General features: G+C 59.6%; 21 protein-coding genes and 1 pseudogene. 11 read left to right on the top strand and 11 right to left on the bottom strand.

The window, feature by feature from the left end; translation table 11 throughout:
• Positions 1–70: 70 nt before the first annotated feature.
• Positions 71–1102, bottom strand: a complete 1032-nt coding sequence (locus JNB85_RS16475; RefSeq protein ID WP_220335401.1) for a LacI family DNA-binding transcriptional regulator — start codon at positions 1100–1102, stop codon at positions 71–73.
• A 167-nt stretch (positions 1103–1269) separates the two neighbouring features.
• On the opposite strand from JNB85_RS16475, the gene JNB85_RS16470 reads away from it, so the two are divergent.
• From JNB85_RS16470 to JNB85_RS16450, 5 genes are all read left to right on the top strand, one after another.
• Positions 1270–2796, top strand: a complete 1527-nt coding sequence (locus JNB85_RS16470) for a sugar ABC transporter ATP-binding protein (RefSeq protein ID WP_220335400.1) — start codon at positions 1270–1272, stop codon at positions 2794–2796.
• Positions 2797–2880: 84 nt separating this feature from the next.
• Positions 2881–3885, top strand: a complete 1005-nt coding sequence (locus tag JNB85_RS16465) for an ABC transporter permease (protein WP_220335399.1) — start codon at positions 2881–2883, stop codon at positions 3883–3885.
• 87 nt (positions 3886–3972) lie between these two features.
• Positions 3973–4920: a substrate-binding domain-containing protein gene (locus tag JNB85_RS16460; protein ID WP_220335398.1), complete on the top strand. Its 948-nt coding sequence runs from the start codon at positions 3973–3975 to the stop codon at positions 4918–4920.
• 247 nt (positions 4921–5167) lie between these two features.
• Positions 5168–6223 (top strand): sugar phosphate isomerase/epimerase family protein, encoded by a 1056-nt coding sequence (locus JNB85_RS16455; protein ID WP_220335397.1) that lies wholly within the window; start codon positions 5168–5170, stop codon positions 6221–6223.
• 28 nt (positions 6224–6251) lie between these two features.
• Positions 6252–7439, top strand: coding sequence for a Gfo/Idh/MocA family protein (locus JNB85_RS16450; protein ID WP_220335396.1), 1188 nt, complete (start codon positions 6252–6254; stop codon positions 7437–7439).
• An 81-nt stretch (positions 7440–7520) separates the two neighbouring features.
• Here JNB85_RS16450 and JNB85_RS16445 read toward each other — a convergent pair whose 3' ends face one another.
• Positions 7521–7928 carry a DoxX family protein gene (locus JNB85_RS16445; RefSeq protein WP_220335395.1) on the bottom strand — a complete coding sequence of 136 codons (408 nt, stop codon included), beginning with the start codon at positions 7926–7928 and terminating at the stop codon, positions 7521–7523.
• A 241-nt stretch (positions 7929–8169) separates the two neighbouring features.
• Between JNB85_RS16445 and JNB85_RS16440 the strand changes: the two genes are divergently transcribed.
• Positions 8170–9543: a GH1 family beta-glucosidase gene (locus JNB85_RS16440; protein ID WP_220335394.1), complete on the top strand. Its 1374-nt coding sequence runs from the start codon at positions 8170–8172 to the stop codon at positions 9541–9543.
• 39 nt (positions 9544–9582) lie between these two features.
• On the opposite strand, the gene JNB85_RS16435 is transcribed toward JNB85_RS16440, so the two are convergent.
• Positions 9583–10047 carry a hypothetical protein gene (locus tag JNB85_RS16435; protein WP_220335393.1) on the bottom strand — a complete coding sequence of 155 codons (465 nt, stop codon included), beginning with the start codon at positions 10045–10047 and terminating at the stop codon, positions 9583–9585.
• Positions 10044–10514 carry a MarR family winged helix-turn-helix transcriptional regulator gene (locus JNB85_RS16430; RefSeq protein ID WP_220335392.1) on the bottom strand — a complete coding sequence of 157 codons (471 nt, stop codon included), beginning with the start codon at positions 10512–10514 and terminating at the stop codon, positions 10044–10046. Before JNB85_RS16430 ends, JNB85_RS16435 begins: the two co-directional genes overlap by 4 nt.
• A gap of 180 nt (positions 10515–10694) precedes the next feature.
• Between JNB85_RS16430 and JNB85_RS16425 the strand changes: the two genes are divergently transcribed.
• Positions 10695–12899: a bifunctional diguanylate cyclase/phosphodiesterase gene (locus tag JNB85_RS16425; protein ID WP_220335391.1), complete on the top strand. Its 2205-nt coding sequence runs from the start codon at positions 10695–10697 to the stop codon at positions 12897–12899.
• A gap of 9 nt (positions 12900–12908) precedes the next feature.
• Here the strand turns inward: JNB85_RS16425 and trhO are convergent, their stop codons facing one another.
• From trhO to JNB85_RS16405, 4 genes and pseudogenes are all read right to left on the bottom strand, one after another.
• The gene (gene trhO, locus JNB85_RS16420; protein ID WP_220335390.1) at positions 12909–13838 is read right to left on the bottom strand and encodes an oxygen-dependent tRNA uridine(34) hydroxylase TrhO; all 930 of its coding nucleotides are present in this window, start codon (positions 13836–13838) and stop codon (positions 12909–12911) included.
• A gap of 73 nt (positions 13839–13911) precedes the next feature.
• Positions 13912–14384, bottom strand: a pseudogene (locus JNB85_RS16415) (VOC family protein).
• Positions 14385–14460: 76 nt separating this feature from the next.
• Positions 14461–15369, bottom strand: coding sequence for a CHAD domain-containing protein (locus JNB85_RS16410; RefSeq protein WP_220335389.1), 909 nt, complete (start codon positions 15367–15369; stop codon positions 14461–14463).
• Entirely contained in the window at positions 15347–15835 is a 489-nt protein-coding gene (locus tag JNB85_RS16405; RefSeq protein WP_220335388.1) for a CYTH domain-containing protein, read from the bottom strand. The genes JNB85_RS16410 and JNB85_RS16405 overlap by 23 nt, the downstream gene beginning before the upstream one ends.
• 152 nt (positions 15836–15987) lie before the next feature.
• Here JNB85_RS16405 and JNB85_RS16400 point away from each other — a divergent pair, with 152 nt between their 5' ends.
• The 3 genes from JNB85_RS16400 (at position 15988) to JNB85_RS16390 (ending at position 17763) form a co-directional block, all read left to right on the top strand.
• Complete coding sequence (locus JNB85_RS16400; RefSeq protein ID WP_220335387.1) at positions 15988–16626, top strand: 2-dehydro-3-deoxy-phosphogluconate aldolase; 639 nt, start codon at positions 15988–15990, stop codon at positions 16624–16626.
• Positions 16627–16739: 113 nt separating this feature from the next.
• On the top strand, positions 16740–17459 hold the full coding sequence (locus tag JNB85_RS16395; protein ID WP_220335386.1) for a tellurite resistance TerB family protein: 720 nt from the start codon (positions 16740–16742) through the stop codon (positions 17457–17459).
• Between the two features lie 97 nt (positions 17460–17556).
• Complete coding sequence (locus JNB85_RS16390; protein ID WP_220335385.1) at positions 17557–17763, top strand: hypothetical protein; 207 nt, start codon at positions 17557–17559, stop codon at positions 17761–17763.
• 3 nt (positions 17764–17766) lie between these two features.
• Here the strand turns inward: JNB85_RS16390 and JNB85_RS16385 are convergent, their stop codons facing one another.
• The 3 genes from JNB85_RS16385 to JNB85_RS16375 form a co-directional block, all read right to left on the bottom strand.
• Positions 17767–18837: a nickel/cobalt transporter gene (locus tag JNB85_RS16385; protein WP_220335384.1), complete on the bottom strand. Its 1071-nt coding sequence runs from the start codon at positions 18835–18837 to the stop codon at positions 17767–17769.
• A complete protein-coding gene (locus JNB85_RS16380; protein WP_220335383.1) occupies positions 18831–19472 on the bottom strand; it encodes a DUF1007 family protein in 642 nt (213 codons plus the stop codon). The genes JNB85_RS16385 and JNB85_RS16380 overlap by 7 nt, the downstream gene beginning before the upstream one ends.
• A gap of 98 nt (positions 19473–19570) precedes the next feature.
• On the bottom strand, positions 19571–20464 hold the full coding sequence (locus JNB85_RS16375; protein ID WP_220335382.1) for a LysR family transcriptional regulator: 894 nt from the start codon (positions 20462–20464) through the stop codon (positions 19571–19573).
• 527 nt (positions 20465–20991) lie between these two features.
• On the opposite strand from JNB85_RS16375, the gene odc2 reads away from it, so the two are divergent.
• The gene (gene odc2, locus JNB85_RS16370) at positions 20992–22125 is read left to right on the top strand and encodes an ornithine/lysine decarboxylase (RefSeq protein ID WP_220335381.1); all 1134 of its coding nucleotides are present in this window, start codon (positions 20992–20994) and stop codon (positions 22123–22125) included.
• The last annotated feature ends 23 nt before the right edge of the window (positions 22126–22148 follow it).

The following is a 22148-nucleotide window of genomic DNA, read 5'->3' as shown; positions in this document are numbered from 1 at the left end:
AGGATTCTGTCGGCAAACTAGAACGGGGCGGAGATCAGGCAATGGCGGATGGTTCGTCGAGGGTTCGATGCTATCGCTTCTGCCAGTTGCGCGGCGGCGCCGACACCGAATTGCGCACGACGAGGTCCGGCCGCAACAGGATCTCAGTTTCGGCGGGGCGGCCGTCGGAAAGAAGTTCCAGGAGCAGCGCCATGGCTTGTTTGCCGATCGCAGTGCGCGGCTGGCGGATCGTCGTCAGCGAGGGGCTCATGAAGACCGCCTGCGGCACGTCATCGAAACCGGTGACGGAGAAATCCTGCGGGATATTGTAGCTGCGGGCGTTGAGGCCGATCATGACGCCGATCGCCGTCTGGTCGTTGACGCACATGAAGGCGGTCGGCAGTGTGTCGCGCATGAAAAGCTGCTCCACGGCATGGCGGCCGCTCTCGATCGTGCCATCGCCTTCCAGCACGATACGCGTGTCTTTCGGCACGCCGGCGGCGTCCAGGCCGGCATCATAGCCTTGCCGGCGGCGGTTGTAGGCAAGGCGCGTGCGGGAATCGCCGATGAAGGCGATCTTTCGGTGTCCCTCCGCCAGAAGCAGATCGACGGCCTTCCTGGCGCCCTCCATATCGTCGACGCCGACATAGGGGATGCCACCGTTGAAGACGGGTTCGAAGACGCCGACGCTCGGCGGCAGCTGCGCCGTCACCATCTGATGGCCGAAAGGCAGTATGCCGGTAAAGAGGATAAGGCCGGCAGCCTGGTTCGAATTGAAGAATTTCAGATATTCCAGGCCGCGCTGCGCATCATTCTGGGTATGGCCGATCAGCACCCCGTAGCCGTGGGCACGCGCCTCATTCTCCAGGCCGATCAGGATATTGGAGAAGTTGGGATCGCCGATATCGGGCGCTACGACCAGGATCATGTTGGAACGACCAAGCCGCAAGCTGCGCGCCATGGCATTCGTCGTATAGCCAGTGATGGCGATCGCCTGGTTGACCTTCAGGCGCGTGGAATTGGCCACCTTTTCGGGCATGTGAATTGCCCGCGAAACCGTCGCGATGGAAACCTCGGCGATCCGGGCGACGTCTTCGATGGTTGCGGGCGTGGAATTCGACACGGGGGCTCTGCCTTGGGCTGTCTTCGCCGCACACTACACAGACTTGCCGGGAGGTCAAAGGCGACTGCCAAGAAGTCTGTGTAAATCCATCATGTAAACCTTTACATGGCTGATGTAAAGGTTTACATATGCGCTGCATAAGCGGATGGGAGCCGCAGGAGGAAATCATGACCGTGGATACCGCAGAGGCTGCACCGGTGGTGTTGTCCGCCAGGCGCATTTGCAAATCTTTCAGCGGCGTGCAGGTTCTTTTCAGCGTCAACTTCGATCTTCGCGCCGGTGAAATCCATGCGCTGATGGGTGAAAACGGCGCCGGTAAATCCACCCTCGTCAAGATTCTCTCCGGCTTCGAGCAGCCGACCTCCGGTGAAATCCTGCTCGACGGCAAGCCGGTAGTGCTGCCGCCGAACGGTGCGGCCGAGGCGCTCGGGATCGTCATCATCCATCAGGAGTTCAATCTTGCCGAACATCTGACAGTGACCGAGAGCCTGTTTCTCGGCCGCGAGGTCACGCATTTCGGTGTGCTCGACCGCAAATATATGCGGGCGGAAACGCGCCGGGTACTCGACTTGCTCGGTTCGCATGTCGACGAAAATGCGATGATCAGCTCGCTTTCCATTGCCGATAAGCAGATGGTCGAGATTGCCAAGGCGATCAGCCGCGATGCGCGCGTAGTCTTTATGGACGAGCCGACGGCGGTGTTGTCGCGCGAGGAAACCAACATGCTTTTTAAGCAGGTGCGTAAACTGCGCGATCAGGGCACCAGTTTCGTCTTCGTTTCCCATAAGCTCGACGAGGTCATGGAGCTGACCGACACGGTCACCGTCCTGCGTGATGGCCAGTGGGTGAAGACGGCGCCAACCGCTATGCTGGACGGCGAATCCATCGCGCAGCTCATGGTCGGCCGCGAGCTTTCCAGCCTCTATCCCGCCAAAGTCGAACCCAATGTCGACGAGGAAGTCGTGCTTCGCGTTAGTTCTGTGTCTACCGGCTATGTGCATGATGCGAGCTTCGATGTGCGCAAGGGCGAGGTGATCGGATTTTCCGGTCTGATCGGTTCGGGCCGTACGGAGCTGATGGAAGCGATCGCCGGTCTGCGCTCGCGGCTGTCGGGCGAGGTCGTTATCCACGGCGAACACGTCTCTTCGGGCGATGCTCGCGCGGCTAATCGCGCCGGCCTTGCCTATATGACCAAGGACCGCAAGTCGAAGGGGCTGCTGCTCGGTTCGGGCATGATCGCCAACCTGACGCTGCAATCGCTCGAACGCCATGTCAGCCACGGTTATCTCAGCCCCAGCAGCGAAGCGGCAGCGCTTGCCAAGGCCAGGCGGCGTTTCGACATCCGCGTGCGCGACGGCAATATCGTTGCTGGGCGCATGTCTGGTGGTAACCAGCAGAAGCTGCTGCTCGCCAAGGTCATGGAAACCGAGCCGCAGATCATCATCATCGACGAGCCGACGCGCGGCATCGATGTCGGCACCAAACAGCAGATCTATCATTTCATCTCGGCGCTCGCACGCGACGGGCGGTCGATCATCGTCGTGTCCTCAGAAATGCCTGAAGTCATCGGGCTCTGCACGCGGGTTGCGGTGATGCGCGAAGGTCGCATCGTCGGCATCCTCGAAGGGGATGAAATTTCCGAACAGGAAATCATGCGTTACGCCGCGGGGCTGAAGCGTCAGGCGGCCGCCTGATGCCGGCGAGGCGCGACGCGAGCGGACCGCGCGCGAGACAAACAAGATGCCCAGCAGTCATGGGACGGGAGGTTGGTTTTGGACATGAGTGTTAACGAGGAGACCAGGGAGATCCGGCGCAGATCCTGGCGTGACGTCGATCTGCGCGCGGTTGCCCCTTTTGCCGCACTGGCCTTGCTCCTCATCGTCGGCGCACTGGTCAATCCGAACTTCATCGGGATCACCAATCTTACAAATGTCGCAACGCGCTGCGCCTTCATTGCCATCATCGCCGTCGGTGCAACTTTCGTGATCTCGGCAGGCGACCTCGACCTTTCCGTGGGTTCTATGGTGGCCTTCGTCGCGAGCCTGATGATCCTGCTTATCAATTCCGGCGTCATTGCCGATCCGGTGTTGATGCTGACCGCTGCCGTCGCCTTCGCCGTGGTTGCCGGTGCGCTTTGCGGTCTCGCAAACGGCCTCATCACGACGGTCGGCAAGATCGAGCCCTTCATCGCCACGCTCGGCACGATGGGCATCTATCGCGGTCTGACGACATGGCTGTCGCAGGGTGGTGCGATCACGCTACGCTCGGCCGATATTCAGACGCTTTACCGCCCAGCCTATTTCGGCAGTATCCTCGGCATTCCCGTGCCGATCGTCGTTATCCTTGTCGTCACTGCCATTGCGGCTTTCATTCTCTACCGCACGCGCTATGGCCGCCATGTCGTGGCTGTCGGTTCGAACAGCGATGTTGCTCGCTATTCCGGCATTGCGGTCAACCGGGTACGCACCATCGCCTTCGTCATCCAGGGGCTCTGCGTGGCGATCGCCGTGTTGCTCTATGTGCCGCGTCTCGGCTCGACCTCGGCAACCACGGGCATCCTGTGGGAGCTGCAGGCGATCACTGCTGTCGTTGTCGGCGGCACGGCCCTGAAGGGTGGTGCGGGCCGCGTCTGGGGCACGATCTGCGGCGCCTTCATTCTCGAGCTCGTCGGCAACATCATGCTGCTTTCGAACTTCATCAGCGAATATCTCATCGGCGCGATCCAGGGCGCGATCATCATCATCGCCATGCTGGTGCAGCGGTCGCTGGTACGCAAATCGTAAAACAGGCCCGCTTCTCGGATTGGCCGGGTTATCCAGGGCACCCGGCCCGGATTGAATAAGTCCCTGATATTTTTGGGAGGAAATAACATGCGCAAGCTCATGTTGGGTCTGGCTGTTGCGGGGGTGGCTTTTGCCGGCGCAGCCTACGCCCAGGACAAGAATTACACGATCGGCGTGTCCATTCCGGCCGCCGACCACGGCTGGACGTCGGGTGTGGTGTTTCACGCCGAGCGCATTGCCAAGAAGCTGATGGCCGAACATCCGGGCCTGAACGTCATCGTCAAGACCTCGCCGGATGCCGCAACGCAGGCAAACGCCGTGCAGGATCTCGATACGCAGGGCATCGACGCCCTCGTTATCCTGCCGTCGGATCCGGATCCGCTGGTCAACGCCATCAAGGAAGTCAAAGGCAAGGGCAAGTTCGTGGCACTCGTCGATCGCGCGCCGTCGAACAACGATAATTCCGTGCGTGACCTCTACGTTGCCGGCAACAACCCGGCGCTCGGCGAAGTCGCCGGCAAGTACATTGCCGAAAAGACGCCGGAAGCTCAGGTCGTCGTCATCCGCGGTCTGCCGATCCCGATCGATCAGCAGCGCCAGGACGGTTTCGACAAGGGTATTGCCGGCTCCAAGGTCAAGGTTCTGGACCGCCAGTATGGCAACTGGAACCGTGACGATGCCTTCAAGGTCATGCAGGACTATCTGACGAAATATCCGAAGATCGACGTCGTATGGTGCCAGGATGACGACATGGCCGTCGGCGTTCTGCAGGCCATCGAGCAGGCCAAGCGCACCGACATTCAGTATGTCGTCGCCGGCGCAGGCTCCAAGGACATGGTCAAGAAGGTCATGGATGGCGACAAGCTGATCCCGGTCGATGTTCTCTATCCGCCGGCAATGGTCGGTACGGCCATGGAATTGACCGCTGCTGCGCTCTACGACCAGGTTCCGGTTCACGGCAACTACATCCTGGACGCAACGCTCGTCACCAAGGACAACGCCAAGGACTTCTACTTCCCGGATTCTCCGTTCTGATGATAGTTTTATGCGTGCGCCCATTCGGAAGGATGGGCGCATTTTTCATGCCTTCGGACAAGTCGAAGCCAAAATGCGGCACGTACCTCTTGCCGATCCGCGGCGAGCGTGATTAGGTCCAGTCCGCGTTGATTTCGGCCCACCCGCTAAATCTTTCGCACTGGCGGGGAGGCGCCTTTTCTTTATCGAACGGCGCACTAAGATTTATCGGAAACGTTTACGATCGATATTCAGGGAGGAAACTGACATGAAGACGATCAAGGGACCCGGCCTGTTCCTCGGACAGTTCGCGGGCGATACCGCTCCTTTCAATTCCTGGGACGCGATCACCAAATGGGCGGCCGACATCGGCTACAAGGGCGTGCAGGTTCCGACCTGGGCAAGCCAGCTCATCGACCTCCAGAAGGCGGCGACGTCAAAGGATTACTGCGATGAATTCGCAGGCAAGGCGCGTGAAAACGGCGTCGAGGTAACCGAACTTTCCACTCACCTGCAGGGCCAGCTCGTCGCCGTTCATCCGGCCTATGACGAAGCCTTCGATGGTTTTGCGGCGCCGGAAGTGCGCGGCAATCCGAAGGCGCGCCAGGAATGGGCCGTCCAGCAAGTCAAGTACGCGCTGACGGCTTCCAAGAACCTCGGCCTGAAGGCGCATGCAACATTCTCGGGCGCGCTTGCCTGGCCCTTCATCTATCCCTGGCCGCAGCGTCCTGCCGGTTTGGTCGAGACCGCTTTCGACGAACTTGCCCGCCGCTGGAAGCCGATCCTCGATCATGCCGACGAAAACGGCGTTGACGTCTGCTACGAAATCCATCCGGGCGAAGACCTGCATGACGGCATCACCTACGAGATGTTCCTCGAGCGGGTCGGCAACCATCCGCGCGCCAATATGCTCTATGACCCGTCGCACTACGTTCTGCAGTGCCTCGATTACCTCGATAACATCGACATCTACAAAGACCGGATCAAGATGTTCCACGTCAAGGATGCCGAGTTCAACCCGACCGGACGCCAAGGTGTTTACGGCGGTTATCAGGGCTGGGTCGAGCGCGCCGGCCGCTTCCGTTCGCTGGGCGACGGCCAGGTCGATTTCGGCGCCGTCTTCTCGAAGATGACCGCCAACAATTTCGACGGCTGGGCCGTGGTCGAGTGGGAATGCGCGCTGAAGCATCCGGAAGACGGTGCGCGTGAAGGCGCTGAATTCGTTGCGGCCCATATCATCCGCGTCACCGAAAAGGCCTTTGACGATTTCGCTGCCGGCGGCACCGATCAGGCAGCCAACCGGCGCATGCTGGGCCTGTCGTAAGCGGATCTGGATTTCGAGGAGAAAAAGCATGGCAATCGAAGCATCATCCGAACAGACCCGCGAGCCGCGCATCCGGCTCGGCATGGTCGGCGGCGGGGCAGGGGCCTTCATCGGTGCCGTCCACCGTATCGCGGCGCGCATCGACGATCAGTATGACCTGATCGCCGGCGCGTTGTCGTCGACGCCGGAAAAGGCTGCCCAGTCGGGTCGCGATCTCGGTCTCGATCCGTCGCGCACTTATTCCAGCTACCGGGAAATGGCGATCCGCGAAGCCAAGCTGAAGAATGGCATCGAAGCCGTTTCGATTGTGACGCCGAACCACGTCCATTATGACGCCGCCAAGGAATTCCTGCGCCGCGGCATCCATGTCATTTGCGATAAGCCGCTGACATCAAACCTTGCCGACGCCAAGAAGCTGAAGAAGGTTGCCGACGAGAGCGGCGCGCTGTTCATCCTGACTCATAACTACACCGGCTATCCCATGGTTCGTCAGGCGCGCGAGATGATCGCCAACGGCGAACTTGGCGATATCCGTATCGTCCAGGCCGAATATCCGCAGGACTGGCTGACCGAAGCGATCGAACAGTCCGGCCAGAAGCAGGCCGCATGGCGCACCGACCCGGCGCAGTCGGGTGTCGGCGGTTCGACCGGTGATATCGGCACGCATGCCTATAACCTGGCCTCCTTCATCACCGGCCTCGAACTTGACAGCCTTGCTGCCGATCTCGACAGTTTCGTGCCGGGCCGCCGTCTTGACGACAACGCCCATGTGATGCTCCGCTTCAAGGCCAAGGGTTCGGAAAAGCCCGCCAAGGGCATGCTCTGGTGCAGCCAAGTGGCGCCGGGTCATGAGAACGGCCTCAAGGTGCGCGTTTACGGCACCAAGGGTGGTATCGAATGGGTTCAGGCCGATCCGAACTATCTCTGGTACACGCCGTTCGGTGAATCCAAGCGGCTGATCACCCGCAATGGTGCCGGCTCCGGTGCTGCCGCAGCGCGCGTCTCACGCATCCCCTCCGGTCATCCGGAAGGTTATCTGGAAGCTTTCGCGACGATCTATACGGAAGCTGCCCACGCCATCAACGCGCACAAGAAGGGCAAGGCGGTCGATAAGGCTGTGGTTTACCCGACCGTAGATGATGGTGTGAAGGGTGTCGCCTTCGTCGAAGCCTGCGTGGCATCGTCCAAGCGCAACGGCGCCTGGGTCAAGGTCTGAGTTTCTTCGCCAACAAGGCGCATGTGATTAAAAAACGCCAGGGCGGTTGGATATCGCTCCGGCGTTTTTCCTTCTGCGGTATCAGGCGGCAACCGTGGTGCGGCCGCGTTTCAGCAGGTTATCGACGCTGAACGGACCTGCGCCGGCGGCGACCAGATAAAGGAAGACGAAGCAGAACAGGATCGCCGCGGCGCCACCATTCTGTGCTGGGAAGACGCTCTTCGATGCGTGACCGATGAAATAGGCAAAGGCCATCAGGCCGGAAAGCACGAAGGCGGCGATACGGGTCTGGAAACCGATGAGCACCAGAAAGCCGAGTGTGAGTTCGAGGAGGCCGGCAACCCACGAAAGCGAGCCGACGGGCGGCACGCTTGCCGCAGCCGGAAAAAGCAGGATCTTCTGCGTTCCGTAGCTGAAAAGCACGAGGGACGAGACGATGCGCAGCAGGCTCAGGAGATGCGGCTGCAGCAGGTGGATCGAAGAGAGCATGCGTTTCCTTTCACATTGTGATGCCCTTTTCCGTGTAAGGATCATAGTTGCGACGGCAAATCACGACTGGTGACATTGGCGTTACGAGATCCGGAAGAGTGACTTGTAGCAATCTTGCTGTTCTGCGGTCTTTCTTCCTGTAACGTTACAGTTTTCATGCCGCCGGCCTGTACTTTGGGCGCGGGCTTGGCTAAACCCTCGCGCAAACGGTCAGTCTATAACTGAGAGATGGGATTCACAGATGATCGATCCGAAAACGCTTGCAGACCGCTTCCCCGGTGATTTCACCTTCGGTGTTGCCACCGCAGCCTTCCAGATCGAGGGCGCCAGCAAGGCCGATGGCCGCAAGCCATCGATCTGGGACGCCTTCTGCAACATGCCTGGCCGCGTCTATAATCGCGACAACGGCGATGTTGCCTGCGACCACTATAACCTGCTGGAACAGGACCTCGATCTCATCAAGGAGATGGGTGTCGACGCCTATCGCTTCTCGATCGCCTGGCCGCGCATCGTCCCTGATGGCACAGGCCCGGTGAATGAGAAAGGGCTCGATTTTTACGATCGTCTCGTCGACGGCTGCAAGGCGCGCGGCATCAAGACCTTTGCCACACTCTATCATTGGGATCTGCCGCTATTGCTCGCCGGGGACGGCGGTTGGACGGCGCGGTCGACTGCTTATGCCTATCAGCGCTATGCGAAGACGGTCATGAGCCGTCTCGGCGATCGTCTCGACAGCGTTGCCACCTTCAACGAGCCCTGGTGCATCGTCTGGCTCAGCCATCTCTACGGCATTCATGCGCCGGGCGAGCGGAACATGCAGGCTGCGCTTCACGCCATGCATTACATGAACCTGGCGCATGGCCTCGGCGTCGAAGCGATCCGTTCGGAAGCGCCGAACGTGCCCGTTGGTCTGGTGCTCAACGCTTCCTCGATCATTCCGGGCTCTGATAGCGCGGCTGATCTTGCTGCCCGCGAACGCGCCCATCAGTTCCATAACGGCGCTTTCTTCGATCCCGTCTTCAAGGGCGAGTATCCGAAGGAATTCGTTGAGGCGCTCGGCGACCGTATGCCTGTTATCGAGGACGGCGATTTGAAGATCATTAGCCAGAAGCTGGATTGGTGGGGTCTCAATTATTACAAGCCGGAGCGCGTTGCCGATGATGCCAGCCGCAAGGGCGATTTCCCCTGGACGGTTGAAGCGCCTCCCGCAAGCGACGTGAAGACGGATATCGGCTGGGAAGTCTATTCGCCAGGCCTTAAGCTGCTCGTTGAGGATCTCTACCGTCGCTACGACCTGCCGGAATGCTATATCACCGAGAACGGCGCCTGCGACAATACCGACGTCGTCAACGGTGAGGTCGATGACGTGATGCGCCTGGACTATGTCAGCGACCATCTCAATGTCGTCGCCGACCTGGTCAAGGGCGGATATCCGCTGCGCGGTTATTTTGCCTGGAGCCTGATGGACAATTTCGAATGGGCGGAAGGCTATCGCATGCGTTTCGGCCTCGTTCATGTCGATTATGGAACGCAGGTTCGTACGGTCAAGAAGAGCGGCAAGTGGTATCGGGAGCTCGCCAGCCAGTTCCCGAAGGGCAATCACAAGGCCGTCTGAGGTCGGGCATTTGCGGCAGGGCATTGATGCCCTGCCGGTTCAGATCGCGTTCACCGTTTTTGCCGCCGCGAGACGTTTTCCTCTTGTCAGTTTCCGCCCGTCGCGGAAATTAAGGGCAAGTAACGTCAGCTGCGCGGAGCCAGCCAGCACTTCGAGCGTCTGCATGGCGTAGAAAGCAGCGTCAAACAGACCTGCAGCCGCGCGAAGGTAGAGCAGGATTGCCAAGGGCAGCAGGATCAGCAGCCCGTTTCCTGCAATGATTTTCATGCGTCCACGTTTCCTTTTGATAGCCGGCGAATCACGACCCCTGGCAAGCGAAAATCCACTGCCGCCGGTGATTGCAAGCATCGGGATCAACAGACAGAGACCGGCAAGGATTGCTTTCTTGACGGCAAGAATAGCAGCCGCATCCAGAAGCAATTCGCAGATCAGCGTTGCGATCAGAAAACCCCCAATCAGGATCATGGCAAGAGTGCCTGCGCCGGCATGAATGATCGTTTTCATCTCTGCTCCTCGCTTTCCGTGGCGTCCAGCGCCAGCCGTTGATCGAACCTGTTCAGGAGATGGAGCGCTGCCTTCAGTTCCGATGCGTCCAGTCCATCGGCGAGGGCGTTGGCCCAACCGGTGTGAAGGGCAGTTATTCGGGCGTAGCTTTCGGCGCCTTGCTCTGTCAGCACATAGAAGGGCGAGCGCTGATGGCGCGGGTTGGGCCGCTTTTCGATGAAGCCGTCTTCCTCGAGCTTGTTGACCTGCTTTTGAGCGCCCTGTCGGGTCATGCCCATCATCTCTGCAATCCCAGGCACCGTGATGTGACCTGGGGACAGCGAAATTGCTCCGAGTACCTGCCAGCGGGCACTGGTGAGGTTCAGCGATGCGCCCAGCCGGTCACCGCCATCCAACAGTCGTCCGTTGATGCGGAAGACCATCAGCATAATGTCCGTCAGCAGCTTGGCTTCGATTGTGCGCTTCAAAATTCGTCATTCTCCGTTTCCAATAACGGAAACTGGTTACCATTTTTGGAAACTAGTTGTCAATATGCGATAGCATGCGGTATTTGGTAAATCCTGAGCCGGATTCTCGATAATTCCCATGATCTTAAGCGTTTCTTGACCGTTGACTGCGAAGATTTCCTGAACGGGGAGTTGTATGAGTTGGCTGCGGTCTTGAGGTCAAAAAGCAATGGATCGGGTTTAGGCCGCCATACCACGGTTACTGGCGTGCTTTTTTCATTTGCGGTCATTGTTGCTGTTGTCACCATCATGGTTTTGACGGCGCTGGAGCGCGTCTCCGAAAATGCCAATGTGCTCGACGACGAGCGCTCGCGCGAAACCACTATTGGCGCCCTTAAGACCTTCGAAAATCAGCTTGCCGCGACGCTTGACGACTATGCCGCCTGGGATGATGCGGCCGCCAATGTCTACGCGCCGGAGGGCATGGCGTGGACAATCAGCAACTACGGCGAGATGTCCCTCAACAGCCCTCTCTTCGACATGGCCATCGTCATTGATGACCAGAAGAGAACCGTCATGGCCTATCAGGACGGTTTGCCAATGCAGATGCCGGTAGGCGATTTCTTCTCCCCCTCGCTTTGGCTGCTTCTGGACAAGGTTCGCGCACCTGACCCCGGCGAGAAGCCGCAGGCCACCGGTTTCATCAAGACCGCCAGGGGCATTGCGGCTGTCGGTATCGCACTTGTGCGAGAGAAGTCGGGTGAGCTTGATTTGCCCGCCGGTCGGCATCGCTATCTGATTTTCGCCCGGCACCTGGACGAGGACAAGATCTCCGCTCTCGGCACCACTTACGTGCTGAACGGGTTGCGGCTGGTGCCCGCGGATTTTCCCACCGCCTATTCAGTTGAAATCGCAGACCCTGCTCGGACGGTTCTCGGTAAGCTTGCCTGGGTTTCGCGTTCGCCCGGCGATATCAGCTATGCGCAGGTCAGGCCTATGGTCATCCAGGCGCTCGGTCTTGTCGGCCTGTTCTTCGTCGTCCTCCTCACCATCGGCTGGCTGGCCGGACGACGCCTGAAGGCGGAGGAAAACAGTGCGCGTGAAGAAGCGGTTCGTGATCGTCTTAGCGGTCTTTCCAACCGCGATGGTCTGAGCTTGGCCGTTGACAGCTTCGTTGCGGAAGCGCGACAGACGAAGCGAAACGTTCTGCTGCTCTATCTCGATCTCGACGGCTTCAAGGAGGTCAACGACAGCTATGGTCATGGCACCGGCGACCAACTGATCCGCGCTGTTGCGGCAGGACTGGACGTATTGATCCCTGATGATGCCGTGCTGGCGCGCATCGGCGGTGATGAATTTGCAATTGCTTTCCTTTCGGATGAGGAGAATGCGGCCGCATTGCAGCTTGCCGAGCAGATTCTCGATTTCCTTGCCGAACCGCTCGAAGTCGGCCGTCGCGTCGTCGTGGTCGGCGCCAGCATCGGCATCGCCATGTCGTCCCTCGGTTCGATCGACCGGGAGGAATTGGTACGCCGCGCCGACCTTGCCATGTACAAGGCGAAGGAAGCCGGCCGCGCCCGTATGACGCTCTATGATCCGGCCATGGATACCGATCGCGCGCAGCGCAATGTACTGGAACTTGATCTGCGCATGGCGATCGAAAGCGGCGATCTCACGCTTGCCTATCAGCCGCTCGTCGATGCTTCAACGCATGAGATGAACGGCGTGGAAGCCCTGGTGCGCTGGAACCGGCCGGGCTATGGTCCGGTTTCGCCTGAAGTTTTCATTCCGATTGCGGAGACCAGCGGGCTCATCGAATCTCTCGGGCTTTTCGTGCTGCGCAAGGCCTGCGAAACGGCAAAGCAGTGGCCGGAGCTGAAGATCTCGGTCAATGTTTCACCGGGCCAGTTCCGCAATCCGGCCTTCACCGATTATGTTCGCTACGTCCTGAAGCAGACGGAGATCGATGCGAGCCGCGTCACGCTGGAAATCACCGAAGGCTACATGATCCAGAATCCGCAGCGCACGCGCCAATCGATCGAGCGACTGAAATCGCTCGGCGTCAAGGTGGCGCTCGACGACTTCGGCTCCGGCTTTTCTTCGATCGGCTACCTGCGGCAGTTCGGCTTCGATCGCATCAAGATCGACCGCTCGCTCGTGACCGACATTATCGGCGACAGCCGGCAGCGGGAAATGCTGCAGGCGACGGTCGCACTTGCCCGTGCGTTGGATATCCCTGTCACTGCGGAGGGCATCGAGACGGAAGAGCAGGCGGTCGCGCTTCGCCTCTTTGGCTGCGACAGCCTGCAAGGCTATTTCTTTGGCAAACCGATGACTGCCGAGCACATCAATGACCGATTGCAGGAGCGCCGCGAAGCCCGGGTCCTGCGCCGGATCGTCGGCTAGGCTATCGCCTTATGTACCTATGTGCTTCTGGCCGCGCTTCTTGGCGAGTGCGATCTGGTGCTGGCGCTGACGATAGCGCAGGCGATCTTCTTCGCTGCGCGTATGGTAGCAATTGCTGCAGGAAACGCCTTCTTCGTAATAGGGCGAGATGACCTCTTCTGCCGTGATCGGATTGCGGCAGGCGTGGCAGAGCTTGTGCTCGCCCTCCTTCAGGCCATGCTCGACGGAAACGCGTTCGTCGAAAACGAAGCAGGCACCGTCCCACAGGCTTTCCTCCTGCGGCACTTCCTCAAGATATTTCAGGATGCCGCCCCTGAGGTGATAGACCTCATCGAAGCCCTGTTCCTTCATGAAGGCTGTCGCCTTCTCGCAGCGGATGCCGCCGGTGCAATACATGGCTATCTTCGGCTTGTTGTGCAGGCCAGGATTGTTGCGCACCCAGTCCGGAAATTCGCGGAAGGTCTTGGTCTTGGGGTCAACCGCGCCGCGGAAGATGCCGATTGCCGTCTCGTAGTCGTTGCGCGTGTCGATGACGATCGTATCGGGATCGGAGATCAACGCATTCCAGTCAACAGGATCGACATAGGTTCCGACCACCTTGTTGGGGTCGATATTCTCGACGCCCATGGTGACGATTTCTTTCTTAAGCTTCACCTTCATGCGCAGGAACGGCATCTTGGATGCGCGGCTTTCCTTATGTTCCAGCGCCGCGAATTCCGGCTGGGTCCGCAGGAAGGCGAGCACGTTCCGGATGCCGGCATCCGGCCCTGCAATCGTGCCGTTGATACCTTCATGGGCGAGGAGCAGCGTACCCTTTACGCCATTCTCTTCGCAGAGCGCTTGCAAGGGCTGTTGTAAGCTTTCGTAACGCGGTAGCGAAACGAAATGGTAAAGTGCTGCCACGAGGTACGGGCTTGTATGGATCGCATTGTCGGTCATGCGCGTGGAAATACAGAATATGCTGGGCCTGCGCAATGACATTACGCAAGTCAGGCGCCGTATGAAACTCGCCTTACCGACGCGCTTTCCATTCGGCGTAGGACCGCATGCCGAAAGCGGCATCCGGCGTTTCGTCGAGCACGCTCAGGAATTCAATCGAATGCCCGTCGGGATCGTTAAAATAGAGCGAGAGCGCCGGCATCCAGCCAATGACAATCGGTTCGGTTATCGGTTCGCCGTGAAAGCCGTGCAGCTTCAGGCCCTTATGGATCAGTAGCGCCGGCGCGTGCATTATTTCTTCCTGCGACATGCGGAAGGCCATGTGCAGACGCATCTTCAAGGGGCCGGTGCCGGTTTCCCAGAGGCCGAGCATGGCGTTCTTCTTGCCGCCCAGAAGAAGGCGATGCGGCGCTCGGGAAATTCGGCGGCGAATTCCAGGCCGAGAATATCGCGGTAGAAAGGTATGGAGGTCTTCAGATCGGCGACGGTGAGATGGGTTTCGTAAATGCCCTCAATCTGGGGCGTCGTGGCATTGTCTGCAGACATATTTTCCTCGATCGGTTCATTGACCGGGGTCGAGGCTAGGACCTCAAGTAAAGTTGAGGTCAATAGGTCAAATACGTCAATTGCGGATGGACACCCAGAGCAGTTCCAGACGCTGCGCCTCATCGTCAGGATCATCGCCATAGAGCGTTTCGGCTCTGCGCAACGCTTCGCGCCGATCCTCCTGCTGGCGGAAGATGATAGCATCCAGCAGATGGGCGAGGTCGTCACTGCGGGTGAAGAGCTGCGGCTCTGCCTCCACCAGGCCTGAAAGCACGGCGAGATCGTTGATATGGCCGAGACGTTCGACAAGGTCCTTGGCGAAGTCGCGCTTGGCCTTCATGGCGCTTGGCCAGACATCGCGCAGAAGCGCGTGATAGAGGCGATAATCGTAGGTGCGCTTGCGCAGCTCGTGAAAATCTCCGGCAGCTGGGTTTTCGTGGCAGGCATCGAGCGCTTTCCTGGCGCGCGATGCCGTCCTGCGCCAGCTTTTTGCCAGCATACGGGCATTCTTGCGGTGGCTCTTGTCGAAGCCGACACAGTCGAGCGCCGAAATTGCTTCCCGCAGCGTGCCGGCGGCATCATGCAGCCGTTGCTCAAGGCCGCTTTCGGCTTCCGCCATCCAGTCGCGACGCGCTTCCAGAATGGAAACAACGCGGCTGAGCGCCTCTGCCTCTTCGGCGTTACGGGCATTCTCCTTCAGGTAGCTGCCGGTCCCAACGATTGCTGCGGCGTCGCGAATGGCCGAGAGCGACCTTGCCGCATCCCTCAGCCGCCCATTCTCTCGCTTCTGAAAATCCGGTACTTGATGGGACACGAGGCGATAGAGCGAACGCAGCCGCTTCATATTCTTGCGGAAAGCGTGGATCGCCTCATGGGCGTTTTCGGGCCGCTCCTCCAGAACGGAAATGGCGCGCGAAAGTTGCTCCTCGGCTGCGCTTCGGAACTCATCCGTAAAGTCGGCCTCAGGCCGTATGCGATAGCCCATGCCTATCGTGCTCGAATTCTGTGGCAAGCGCCTGATTGGAATAGCGGAAATCGCCGGTGACCTCGCGGCCGAGCCAGGTGGGAAGCGGAGGATTGTCAGTTTCGGTCTGCATCTCGACTTCGGCGATGACGAGGCCGCGATGGGCGCCGGCAAAGACATCGACCTCCCAGACGAAACCTTCATAGGGGACGCGGTAGCGCGTCTTTTCGATGACGACACCGATGGCGTTTTCCAAAAGCTCCTCGGCGTCGGAGACGGGGATCTCATACTCGAATTCATCGCGGGTGAGGGTGCCGCGGCCGATTTTCATCGTCAACCGCGCGGTCTTCTCGTCAAGGATACGAACCCGCACGGAGCGGTCTTCCATCGAGGCGATATACCCTTGTTTCAGGACCGATTTGGACTCTGCGGCAGAGCGCCATGCTTCACCGCGCACGAGGAACTTCCGTTCGATCTCTTTCGCCATGCAAATGAACCTTTTGTGACGATCGGTGGCACGCTACCCCAATTTACAGTGATTTAATACCCGTCTTGTCGCATGGGCTGGTTTTATCTCGACAAGGCTTCGTGAGGGCGTTATTCGAAAGCCGATTTCAATCGTTTAAGGGAACCGTGGCCATGGGCGAGAAGACAGAAAGACTCCTTTCCATCCTGAAACTCCAGCCCGTTGTTCCAGTCCTGATCGTCGAGGACGCGAAATCGGCCGTCCTGCTCGCGAGAGCGCTCGTTGCAGGCGGTCTGAGGGCCATCGAGATCACCATGCGCACGCCGGCCGCTCTCGATGCGGTGCGCGCGGTCGCCGCTGAAGTGGAAGGCGCCGAAGTCGGCGCTGGCACGATCCTCAACGCCGCACACTGGGAGGCAGCCGTACAGGCAGGCTCCAAGTTCATCGTCAGCCCCGGCACGACGCAGGAGCTTCTCGATGCCGCAGCCAATTCTCCCGTGCCGCTTCTGCCAGGTGCGGCGACCGCAAGCGAGGTCATGGCACTCCGCGAGGAAGGCTATCAGGTGCTGAAATTCTTCCCGGCCGAGCAGGCTGGCGGTGCGGCCTATCTCAAGGCGCTTTCTTCGCCGCTCGCAGGTACCTTCTTTTGCCCGACGGGTGGCATCTCGCTGAAGAACGCCAACGACTACCTGTCACTGCCGAACGTCATCTGCGTCGGCGGTTCGTGGGTCGCGCCGAAGGAGTTGGTCGCTGAGGGCGACTGGGCGGGCATCACCAAGCTCGCCTCCGAAGCTTTTGCGCTGAAGGGCTGAGGCCTCGAAGCCTAATGAATTTTGGCTGAGGGTGGCCGCGTCGCCCTCGTTTGTATTTCGGCAGTCGCAACCCTATGTACCCCTTCAGCCTTACACAGGGAGAGGACGAGGACATGTTCGACGCGAAGAAACTACTCGACGAGTTTCTGGGCTCGCAGGTGCCGGGCGTGGGCGGCAGCGTGCGCGACCGGGCAGGCGATGCGATGCAAATGGCCAAGGACAATCCCCTGAAGACCGGCGCGCTTGCCGCCGTGCTTCTCGGCACCAAGACCGGCCGCAGCATCGCAGGTAATGCCATTACCATTGGAGGTCTCGCGGCCATTGCGGGCCTCGGTTACCAAGCCTGGAAGAACTATCAGGCTGGGCAAGCACCCGCAGCGCCCTCCGATGCGCCGACGGCGAACAATCCAGTCCTGCTGCCGCCGCCTGCCGAATCCGGCTTCGGGTCGGCTTCACCTGCGACCAGCAATGAATTCGTGCTTGTGCTTATCCGAGCCATGATCGCTGCCGCCAAGGCTGACGGTCATATCGACGACGCGGAACGCGCTCTCATCATGGACAAGGTCAAGGCCGCTGATGTCAGTGGCGAGGCTGCGAGCTTCATCGAGCGCGAGCTTTCGGAGCCGACGGATATCGATGCGCTTGTCGCAGCCTCCGTGACGGAGGAGCAGAAGGTCGAACTCTACACCGCCTCGCGTCTGACGATCGAGCCGGATTCACGGGCCGAACGCGGCTATCTCGATCTGCTCGCGGGCCGGCTCGGTCTGCCCGATCAATTGGTCGATCACATCGAAGCGACGGTCTCCTCCGCGAAGGTCACTCTGTCCCAGTGATCTCGGAGTGCCAGTCGGGGTCCAAGTGACGTCAGGGCCAGTTGCCTTTGCAGGGCGGCTGGCCTATCCACTCCCGGACAAGAGGAGTGAGCTATTCATGAGCCCGGAAAGCCGTTCGCAGGCGATCGCCGCCGCTATCATTCTGTTTTGCGCCGGGCTGGTGATCTACTTCCTGCCGACCATCGTTTTGTGGATCGGCAGCTTTTCGCCGGCATTGGCGGTCATCGTCGGCGTCTGCCTGCTGATGTGTTTCTTCGGCATATTCTGGCTGCGGGCGCGCCATCAGCGCAGTAGGAAGCCTTGAAGCCTATCCCTGCAGGGAGGCTCCGAGCAGCAACACGCCCATAAGGATCACGAGAATTGCGCCCAGTATCTCAATTGCATTGCCGATCCAGACGGAGGCTGACGAGCCGCGGCCGGAGAGACGAACTGCCGTGCTCTTGGCGGTGACGGCAAGTGTAGCGAGGATTGCCACGGTGATCGCGGTGCCGAGCGACATGGCGACGACCGAGAGCATGCCGCCGAGATAAAGCCCGTTCAGCAGCGAGAAGGTCATGACCAGCAGTGCGCCGGAGCAGGGCCGTAAGCCCACGGCGATTACCGCCGACCACGCCTCGTGGACGCTGAACTTGTCGCCGCTGACCAGCGCGGGATCGGGCAGGTGTGAGTTGCCGCAGGTCTCGCAGACCATGCCTGGTATATAGGTATGGCCACGCTCGACAGCCTGCGCCTTACCGTTGAAGCTGAAATTGGGGTTCTGGTGCTGTGCGGCATTATCCTTCCAGTCCAGCATCATGCTGACGGGTCCGGCGGGCGTTGCCATGAGCTGACGGCGTGGCAGCTTGCCGGCCATCGAGCGCAGCTTGCGGAAGAGGAGCCAGCCGCCGAAAAGGATGACCATCACGAAACTTGCGATTTCCATCGCCTGTGTTGCCATTGTCAGCGTGATACCGGTGCCGCGCAGCACCAGCCACGCGCCGCCGACAAGTACGACGGCCATGACGCCCTGGACGAAGGCCGAGATGAAGGAGATCACGACGCCACGCCGAAGCTCGACTTCGTTGGCGATCATGTAGGATGAGATGACCGCCTTGCCGTGGCCTGGACCGGCGGCATGAAAGACGCCATAGGCGAAGGAGAGGCCGATCAGCGAGGACAGCCGCCAAGGGTCTTCGCGCATGGCTTTCAGCGAGCCGGTCAACGCACGATAGAAGGCCTGCTGCTCGTAGTTCACATAGAGAAACAGAGACGCCAGCGGGCCGCCCGTCGGCTGGAAGCTCGGTTCCGCCGTGCCGATACCGAGCGGCGATTGCGCATGGGCGGTCACGACCATGACAGCGAACGCGAGCAGGGCGAGGGGCAGGCGTTTTATCAGCATGTGACCTCCAGCCGTGTGGCAAAGAGTTTCGACATATTGGTACCGGTCGGATCGTTGAAGAAAGCATCGGTCAGCGACTGCTTGTTTTCCGAAATCACCTGGTCCGCATCCGGGCGCACGACGGCGCGCTTGCAAGCCTTGAAACCGTCGCCGACTATCGCGAGTTCGTTGTCGGTCGGGAAGTCGATCGAGGTGTAGAGCGTCGGATCATAGACGCCGAAGGAGAGCTTTCCCTTCAGCGGCATCTTTTCGACCGGCTTGACCGCAAAAAACATCAGAAGCTGACCTTCCTTGTAGTCGACATGGATGATGTCGGGCTTCTGAACGGTGATGTTCTTCCCGTTGATCGTCAGGTTCATATAATAGTCGTAGTCAGCGAGCGAATCCCGAACTGTCTTGCCGACCTCGGCGAGTTCGTTCGGCTCCAGCTTCAGATCGGTGTTCTTGTCGAAATCCATGACGACCGAAGAGGAGAAGACCTCGTCGAAACGCCAGACATTGCGCAGCTCCTGAATGCTGCCGTCAGGTGCTGCGACAATTTCCAGCCGGGCCTCCACGAAGATATGCGGATGGGCGAAGGCGGCGGCGGGGGCCAATGAAAGAAACCCGGCCGTCAAAAGTGTCGATCTTTTCATGCTTACCCGTTGCCCTGTTCGGTTGGGTGATTTCTCGCCAGAAAATGGGACGGAATTGGGACCGGCCCTGCGACGCTTCGGCGCGCTATCCCTTTCCGTCAGGGATGCTTCTTGAACCAGTTGTGAAGGTAATCCACGAAGATCCTGACCTTGGCCGGCAGATAGCGGCGGTGCGGGTAGACGGCATAGATGCCGCGGTCGGTCGGAATATAGTCGTTGAACAACGTCACCAACCTGCCATCCTCGATCGGTTTGCGAGCGATAAAGTCAGGAATCAGCGCAATGCCGATCCCTGACAGCGCGGCGCGCAGCGTCGCGTGCGGGCTGTTGACTTCCATCGGTCCGGACACGGCGACCGCAAAGGAGGTGTTGTCGGGGTTGTAGAAGCGGATGCTTGTCTGGCTGCGGGAATTGGTATCGACGATGAAGGGCACATTGGAGATATCGGTCGGATGCTCGATATTGGGGTATCGCTCCAGGAATTCCGGTGTGGCGCAGATATGGACGCGGAAATCCGAAATCTTGCGGGCGATCATACCGGAATCTTCGAGCTTGGTCACGCGGACCGCGACGTCGAAGCCTTCCTCGATCAGATCGACGAAACGGTCATCGGCGGCGATCTCCAACTGCAGGTTGGGGTTCTCTTTGGCGAAATCGATCAGCGACTGACCAACATCGGCGTCGACGAAGGTGCGCGGCACGGAGACTTTCAAGCGGCCCTTCAGTTGCGCATTGTTCTCGCGCACAAGGTCCGCAAGGTTGTCGATCTCCTTCAAGATATCAGATGCGGTGCGATAATAGGTGTGGCCGGCCTCGGTCATAGAGAATTGCCGGGTGGTTCGGTTGAGCAGCAGCGCGCCGAGTTCGTCCTCGAGTTCGCGCACATATTTGGAGAGCAGCGCCTTGGAGCGTCCCGTGCGCCGCGCGGCGGCGGAAAAGCCTTCTGCTTCGACCACATCTATGAAGGCGCGTATGCGGGTCAGCGTGTCCATAATCATCCCTTATCTGTTTCGGAATGTTGAACAAACCCCGCTGTTGCGTTCAATTAATTTTTTTGAGAGGTCATCAAAAATTCTCTTGATTATGTCGGCGAACATTCTTATTTCCCACTCAGCCCAAAGTCGCACGTGCCCATGGGTGTCCGCCGAACCCTCGAATTGGTGAGGAAATCGGTAAGGTACCTGGAATTAACCCCTCCAGTCGCTATTCCGGCCAACCGGAAAATGCGAGGACGCCTGAAGCAACGACGGTGCGGGCCTTTTTGTTCTCGCCCTGCTTTCCATCAGCGGGGGTTACTGAAGAGGCACACCTTCATTGCCGGAAGTGCGGCAGGGATATTCCCTCCAATCCATGGCAGACAAAGCCGAACCCATACCGCATCCGCGGCGTTGGTTCATTATCTGCGCATCAAGCGCTGTCAAGGATCCGGGGTCTCCACCGGCTGGTTCCTGAGCGGTTTTTGCATGCCCTTTGTCCTCCGGTTCGTGCCGGAGCTCTGGAATTGGAAGAGGGAATCGATATGACCACCCAGCGCATCCGCGACTTTCTCGCAACCCGACGTCCCGATGGTCCCTGCCTCGTGGTTGACCTCGACGTCGTCAGCGACAATTTCCATGCCTTCCGTCACGCCATGCCTGACAGTGCCATCTACTACGCCGTCAAGGCCAACCCGGCCCCGGAAGTGCTGAAGCTGCTCGCAGGTCTCGGCTCCAACTTCGATTGCGCGTCTGTCGCTGAAATCGAAATGGCGCTCGAAGCCGGTGCGACCGCAGCCCGTATTTCCTACGGCAACACGATCAAGAAAGAACGCGACGTTGCCCGCGCGCATGCGCTCGGCGTCAGCCTCTTTGCCGTCGACAGCCACGAGGAAGTCGAGAAGATTTCTCGTGCTGCTCCGGGCGCGCGCGTTTTCTGCCGCGTCCTGACCGATGGCGAAGGTGCCGAATGGCCGCTGTCGCGCAAGTTCGGCTGCGTTCCGCAGATGGCCGTCGACGTTCTCGTCTACGCTCATCAGCTCGGCCTGCAGTCCTACGGCGTCTCGTTCCATGTCGGCTCGCAGATGACCAAGATCGATGCCTGGGATTCGGCTCTTGCCGATGCCAAGCGCGTCTTCGTCCAGCTTGCCAAGCAGGGCATCCACCTGCAGATGGTCAACATGGGCGGCGGCTTCCCAACGAAGTACCTGCGCGACGTTCCGTCGGCAGAAGCTTACGGCAAGTCGATCTACCAGGCGCTGCGTACGCATTTCGGCAACCAGATCCCGCAGACGATCATCGAGCCGGGCCGCGGCATGGTTGGCAATGCAGGTGTCATCAAGGCTGAAGTCGTGCTGATTTCCAAGAAGTCGGACAATGACGAAGCGCGCTGGGTCTTCCTCGACATCGGCAAGTTCGGCGGTCTCGCCGAAACCATGGACGAGGCCATCCGCTATCCGATCCGCACCAAGCGCGACGGAGACGAGATGGAGCCCTGCGTGATCGCCGGCCCGACCTGCGATTCAGCCGACGTGCTGTACGAGAAGAACCTCTATCCGCTGCCGATCACGCTGACGATTGGCGACGAGGTCTTGATCGAAGGCACCGGCGCCTACACGACGACCTATTCGGCGGTCGCCTTCAACGGTTTCGACCCGCTGAAGGCCTACGTCATCTAAGGTTTTGTTTCCGCCTGCCCCGT

The sequence above is a fragment of the Rhizobium mesosinicum genome (genome assembly GCF_019511345.1).
GTDB classification, from domain to species: domain Bacteria; phylum Pseudomonadota; class Alphaproteobacteria; order Rhizobiales; family Rhizobiaceae; genus Rhizobium; species Rhizobium mesosinicum.
Note: the sequence above shows the minus strand (reverse complement) of the source record. Positions and strands in the feature narration are given on the sequence as shown.